Origin of the sequence: Phytoactinopolyspora endophytica (assembly GCF_004138495.1) — a bacterium.
Taxonomy (GTDB): Bacteria; Actinomycetota; Actinomycetes; order Jiangellales; family Jiangellaceae; genus Phytoactinopolyspora; species Phytoactinopolyspora endophytica.
Genome location: NZ_ML142859.1, coordinates 3124 through 9601, shown reverse-complemented (window position 1 = coordinate 9601; position 6478 = coordinate 3124). Strand labels below are relative to the sequence as shown.

Sequence of the window (6478 nt, the reverse complement as noted above, 5' to 3'; positions counted from 1 at the left end):
CACACGCGAACCCAGACCCCTCCGACATCCGCCTGGAACGTGCTGAGACCGACCCTGCCCTGCTCGAGGCGCTCCGCTCGGAGCTGGGCACTGAGACCGTCTCGGACGTTCTCGACTCGGCGAACCGCACCGCCCGTGCCTGCTCCCCGAGTGTCACGTATCGAACGGCGTCGTTCTGCTGGAACTCCGGCGATAGCTCCGTCGAGTACTGGATGCCGCAGGGCATCACTACCACCGGCGACGCCACCGCGTCCGGACAGTGGGAAGGCCGCGAAGCCTTGCTCAGCGCCTGGTATGACAAGGAGAGCGGGCGGAATATGGGCGTCCGGATCAGCTTCGTGGACATGGCTGACCGGACGACGCCGGAGTATCGGCACGTCCTTCTGGTCCAGCCGCGCTGGGACGGCGGCCAGCCCTCATTCGGACCGGTCAACGCACACGCCGGCGGCATCTTCTGGCACGAGGACAAGCTGTACGTCGCCAACACCTACAACGGGCTCCGGTCCTTCGACATGGACGACTTGATGCGGGTCTCCACCGGGGACAACACCAAGATCGGCCGCCAAGCCGACGGCAGCTACTACGCGCACAACTACCTCTACGTGCTGCCTCAGGAGGCCCATTACCAGCCCAGCACCACCGGCGGCGAAGGCCGGTTCCGTTACTCCCAGGTCGCGCTCGATCGCACGACCAGCCCGGACAGCCTGCTCGTCAGCGAGTACGGCAACCCGGGCACGGACACCAGGATGGCAAGGTTCGAGCTCGATGAGGGCACATCGCATATCGCCGAAGACTCCGACGGTTACGCGCGTGCCGACTGGGCGTACACGGTGGGCATCCGAGGTATGCAGGGCGCGACGTCCGTCAACGGCACGTTCCACATCCACCGCAGCAACGGCTCCTCCACCCGGGGCGACGTATTCATCTGGCGCCCCGGAAACGTCGCCACCCAGCACACTGGCGCGGTACCGATCGGACCAGAGGACGTCTCGTACTGGCCCCAGCGCAATGAGATCTGGTCGCAGACCGAGTACCCGGGCATGCGCTACGTCTACGCCAGTCGCGAATCCTCGTGGTGAGCACGTCGCACGACGTAGCTACATGTGTGTAGTAGGCGTGCAGCGACGTCTGTCATAGTCGTCGGTCGGTCGGCAGCTCTGCCGGCTGCGGAGGCCCTGTGTTCACCCGCGGGGCCTCCGGATTCCGTTGACTCACCTCAACGGCAGCCGACGACTACACGGAGTCCGCCCATATGAACCGCACGGCCACCATGACGTCCCTGCTCGGCACCGCCACTCTGGCGCTGGTGCTCGCCGCCTGTGGCTCCGACGACGGTGCCAACCCGTTCGCGGGCGTGGACAACGCCGAAGGTGACACTGAGTCGCAGACCACCGGAGATGCGACTGAAGGACAAGACTCGGACGACGCGGCCCAGGCAGAAGACACTGAACAAGGATCGGAGGCAGAAGCCTCAGATGAGTACTGCGACCGGGCGGAGCCGTTCGCCGACGACGTGCTCGTCGCCTCCACTTTCAGTACCTACGATCAGGGATCGTCTGTCTCCGACCAGCTCCATGAGATCGCCGATCTCGCTCCGAACCAAGACATATCGGACGACTGGAGAAAATTGGCCCAGGCCATAGGACTGCTGTCGCTCGAGGACATGAGCGATCCCGTGGAACTCGAAAACATCCTCTTCGAGTTGTCCGTCAACGACTCCACATTGCACGGCGACCTCGACAAGATCCCCGGCAGACTGACCTCGCACCTGCAGAGCGCATGCGAGAACAGCGGATCGCAGACCGATAGTGAGCCGGATGAGCAGGAGCCAGAGCAAGACCCTGAAGAAGAGCTGGAGGCAGGGCCTGCCGGCGACTACTGCGACATGGTCACGCAGTTCAACGACACGACGACGAGCAATTCCGGTGCGCCCAGCCCAGATCTGCTGGGTGAATACGCCAGCACGGCCACTGAGATCGCCGCCGCCGCACCGGACGAGGCCATCGCGGCCGATTGGAACGCCATGGCCGACTTCTTCGAGGCCGCGGCCGACGTCGTCGATGACCCCTATGCCCTCGAAGAACTCCAAGAGGAGTGGGACTTCGACCAGACCGGCCAGCGACTCGACGAGCATGCCCTGAGCGAGTGCACATGATCGAGATGCCACGCCCCGAGCCGCGTGTAGTACGCATGAAGCGACGTCGGTCATAGTTGTCGTCGATCGATCGACAGCCCGGCCGGCTTCCGGAGGTCTACGGTCAACCAGAAGGCCCCTGGCTCGTCCGGCGCATGTCGATGACAGACGACAACAAGGGATCCGCACGTATATGAACCGCACGACGACGATCACATCCACATTCGGCGCCGTCGCCCTGACGCTGTTGCTCGCCGCCTGCGGCTCCGACGACGGCACCAACCCATTCACAGCCGGCGACAATGGCCCGGGCGGAAACAGCGGCAACAGCGAATACTGCGACATGGTCGCGCAGTTCGTCGACACAGGTGAACGGACTTCCGAAGAGTATTCTTCCGGCGAGTCACACTCAGAACTGACGAACGACCAAGCCGACATCTTGCGTGAGGTCGCCGCCGCGGCGCCTGACGACAGTGTCGCGGCCGATTGGAACGCCATGGCAGATGCGTTGGACGCCCTTGCCGACCTTCCCGCACCAGACGATGATCCTTCTGGCGAACAACGGGAGCAATACGACCGGGAGTGGGACTTCGACCAGATCGCGGACCGAGTCCGCGAGCATATCGGCGAATGCGGCGTTGACATGCCTGACGCCGGAGGCGGATCACAGACCGCCGATGGAGAAGTGCAGCAAGACCAGGACGCCGAGCAAGAACCAGAATTCGGCGCTGAGCAAGAACCAGAAGACGGTGCCGGCCAAGAATCGGAGCAAGCCGAGCAAGAAGCTGAGGCAGCGGGCTCCGAAGAGTACTGCGCTCTGGCGAAGCCATTCGAAGGCGACGTGATCGCCGCGTCCACATTCAGCACCTCCGAGGAGGCATCGACTATCTCCGATCAGCTCCACGAGCTCGCCGTTCTCGCGCCGGATCGGACCGCAGCGGAGGAGTGGAGAATGTTGGCCGAAGCCGTCGGGATGTTGTCGAGCCAAGACATGAGCGATTCTCTGGACCTCGACATCGCCCTCTTCGAGATGTCCAACGACGACCCTCCCGCGGTGCACAGTGAGCTCAACCATGTTCCCGGGCGGCTTACTTACCACCTTACGGGGGCATGCGGATTCAGGGGATACAACCCCGGGGGATACCAGGCCGGCGGTGAGCAGGATGAGCGGCAGCCAACACAGGACACCGGAGAAGAGCCGGATTCACGGAGCGCAGGCGAGTATTGCGGGCTCGTCGACGAACTCAGCGGCATGCTGACGAGCGACGACGGCCTGACGGACCCAGACGTCATGGACGACAACGCCACCGCGGCCCGCGAGGTGGCGGCTGCTGCGCCAGACGACGCTAGTGCAGCCGGGTGGAACGCCATGGCCGACGTGTTCGAGGCCGCGGCCGACATCACCGATCCCGATGCCTTCCAGCAATATATACACAGCGAGTACGGACCGATCGCTGACCGCGTCAACGAGAACCTCGAGAGCGAGTGTTCCTGATCATGACCTGGCGTCCGTCGGCTCGGACACGGTCACGGCGCCTACGGCGCGACGAACTCCGTGGCCTCCGGCGCGCCGTACGCGACGAACATCCCGTGCGCTTGACGCAGATGTTCGTCCGCACGCTCCTCGTTTCCGGCCGCACGCTCCGCCTCGCCGAGGACATGCAAAGCACGAGCCTGTGCGAGGGGTTGCCCCGTATCTCGGTGGATCGCCAACGCCTGTTCCGCGTGGGCCACGGCCTCCGCAACCCGGTCCGTGACCAGCTCGACCCGGGCAAGCGAGACCAAAGCCACTGCTTCCTTGGCTCGGAACTGATCACCGGTAAGCGTGAGCGCTTCGCGGGCGTGTGACTCCGCCGACGACACGTCGCCCAACTGGAGCTCGACCTGCGCCAAACCGATCAGAGCATCGATCCGCGGTTGAAGTTCCCCCGCATCCTGCGAGATCGACAGTGCCTGCACGAGCTCCGTCCGAGCCTGTTCTCCATGCCCCGATCGAAAATATGCTCGGCCCAACGCCGTCCGCGTTCTTGCTCGATAGCGAGCGTCACCAACGTCTTCGGCTTGGGACACGGCGAGATGGGCCTGGCTCAAGGCGTCCGCGATCCGCCCGAGGTCGATGTACACGTTGGCGCGCAATGTCTTGGCCGAGAGCTCCGTGCGCGCACCACCGTGCTCGCTGCCAAGGCGTTCGAGGCGATCCAACACGACGAACGTCTCGCTGAGATCGCCCAGCTCGACCCGGACGCCTTCGAGGTTGGCCGCCGCTCGTACGGCGACATCGTGAGAGGTGTCCCCCACGAGCTCGATGACCTCTTCGTACATCTGGGCGGCCGCGACGAAACGACCTCTGAGCTCTGCCAGATTGGCGAGATTGAGCAGCGTAGACTCGACCCCCCTGCCGTCGTTGTTCCGTTTGACGGCGAGAGAGCGGGTCAGGTAAGTATCCGCGGCTTCCAGGTCGCCGAGATCCTGATACACCAGGCCGAGGTTGTTCAAACATATGCCGAGCAGAAAGTGCTCACCAGCCCTCTCCGCATGCTTTACGGCGTCGACATATACGCCCACGGCTCGCCGTATGTCGACGTACAGCAGAGTGCCTCCCAATCCGATGAGGGAACGCGCCAGCGCCAACGAGTCGTCCATAGTCCTCGCGTCCTGCGCGGCCTTGTCGAAGATCGCCATCGAGCCAGGTCTATGGCCGAGGTCCGACATGACCGTGCCATGGCCCAACGCAAGGTCCCACGACCAGTGGACCGGCACGTCGTCGCCTGCCGACGCGATGGCTGCGGCGATGTTGGCGTGCTCGGCCTTCGACCAGCTGACCGCCTCTGCCGGAATGCCGATCGCGGGCGGCAGAACACCGTCCGGAAAGTCTCGCGGCGGCAACCCTGCCCTGGACGGACGCAACATCGAGCTGGCGGCTTCCTTGCCTTGGTAGTACCACGCCATGAGCCTCTCCAAAGCGTGTGTGCGCGCCTCGGCCGGCTCCTCCGCCTCCGCCCGGGACCGGGCGTAGTGGCGCAGCAGGTCGTGGAGACGGTACCGGCCCGGCTGGTGCTCGTCGACGAGGTGAGCCGCGGCGAGCCTGCGCGCGTGCCTCGACGCGTCCTGTGGATCCAAGCCGCTCAGAGCGGCTGCCGCGTCGATGGACACGTCGGGGCCGGGAACCAAGCCGAGCAAACGGAACAACCGACGCGTGTCGGTGTCGAGACGTTGGTACGACAGGTCGAACGCGCCGGCCACCGCGGACTGCTCGTCCTCCTTGATCTCCAGTGTGGCCAGCGGTCCCTCGCGCAGCTCGGCAAGATAGTCGGCAATCGAGCGACGCGGCTGGTCGGCTAGCTGGGCCGCTGCGATCCGCAGCGCCAGGGGCAACCGCGCGCACGCCGCCACAAGCTCCGTCACCTGCGTCGGCTCGGCCGCCACGCGATCCGCACCGAGCAGACGAACCAGCAGCTCATGCGCCTCGTCCGGTGGAAGCAGGTCCACACTCAGCCGATGCCCGCCTTCGGTGACAAGTCCCGACAGCCGATCACGGCTTGTCACCAGGGCGAGGCACCCGGGCGACGCCGGCAGCAAGGGTTGGACCTGCTGTACCGTCGCGGCGTTGTCCAGCACGACCAGGACTTTCCGGCCGGACAACAATGAGCGGTAAGCGACCGTCGCCGCCTCGGTGTCCACTGGAATCCGACGCGGATCGGCCCCCAGACCCAGGAGCAGCTGGGACAGTGCGTCCACCGGCTCCAGCGCCGGCGACGGGGCATGCCCTCGCAAGTCAACGTAGAGTTGGCCATCACTGAACTGGTCGGCGACGGCGCGAGCGTGCTGGACAGCCAGACAGGTCTTGCCCACCCCGGCCGGACCCGAGGCCACCAGGACGCTGACGCCACCGGCCGACGCCCGTTCCATCTCGGCGAGCTCTGCCGTACGCCCGACGAACACAGCGGGTGTAGGTGGGAGCTGCATCGGCGGAGGACTGGCACTCTCTCCCGTCGGCTGTTGCCCACCGAGTTCCGTCCTGGGTTGTCCGCCGGCCCCTGGTGGCGCCGCCCGGATCTCCTCGTACAGCCGGTGCAGGCCGGCACTCGGCTCGAACCCCAGCTGCTCCGCCAGCCGCCTACGGAGCTGCCGGTACGTGGTCAACGCCCTGGCCTGCCGACCGGAACGATGCAACGCCCGCATCAGCTGCCCGGCGAACTGTTCGCGCAACGGATGCTCCGCCACCCGCTCAGTGAGCTCCGGAATGATCTCCCGATGCGCACCACGCTTCAGTTCAAGATCATAAAGGTCTCCATACGCGGTCAACCTCGCCTCAGTGAGCCGGGCAACTTCAGGTCCGATGCG

At 65.3% G+C, this 6478-nt stretch carries 4 protein-coding genes; 3 read left to right on the top strand and 1 reads right to left on the bottom strand.

Translation table 11 applies throughout. The features are described 5' to 3' along the window. From ELR45_RS20195 to ELR45_RS20185, 3 genes are all read left to right on the top strand, one after another. Window positions 1-1079: hypothetical protein (locus tag ELR45_RS20195; RefSeq protein ID WP_165367958.1), on the top strand; the 1079-nt coding region annotated here is incomplete at its 5' end. A gap of 173 nt (window positions 1080-1252) precedes the next feature. After that, complete coding sequence (locus ELR45_RS20190; protein WP_129667981.1) at window positions 1253-2155, top strand: hypothetical protein; 903 nt, start codon at window positions 1253-1255, stop codon at window positions 2153-2155. Window positions 2156-2327: 172 nt separating this feature from the next. After that, window positions 2328-3629, top strand: a complete 1302-nt coding sequence (locus ELR45_RS20185; protein WP_129667980.1) for a hypothetical protein — start codon at window positions 2328-2330, stop codon at window positions 3627-3629. A gap of 41 nt (window positions 3630-3670) precedes the next feature. Here ELR45_RS20185 and ELR45_RS20180 read toward each other — a convergent pair. Then, the coding region (locus ELR45_RS20180; protein WP_205856932.1) for an ATP-binding protein at window positions 3671-6478 on the bottom strand (2808 nt) is incomplete at its 5' end.

Bases quoted from the DNA above. Each gene is read 5' to 3' on its own strand.
- ELR45_RS20190 (WP_129667981.1), top strand. From the start codon at position 1,253: ATGAACCGCACGGCCACCATGACGTCCCTGCTCGGCACCGCCACTCTG.
- ELR45_RS20185 (WP_129667980.1), top strand. From the start codon at position 2,328: ATGAACCGCACGACGACGATCACATCCACATTCGGCGCCGTCGCCCTG.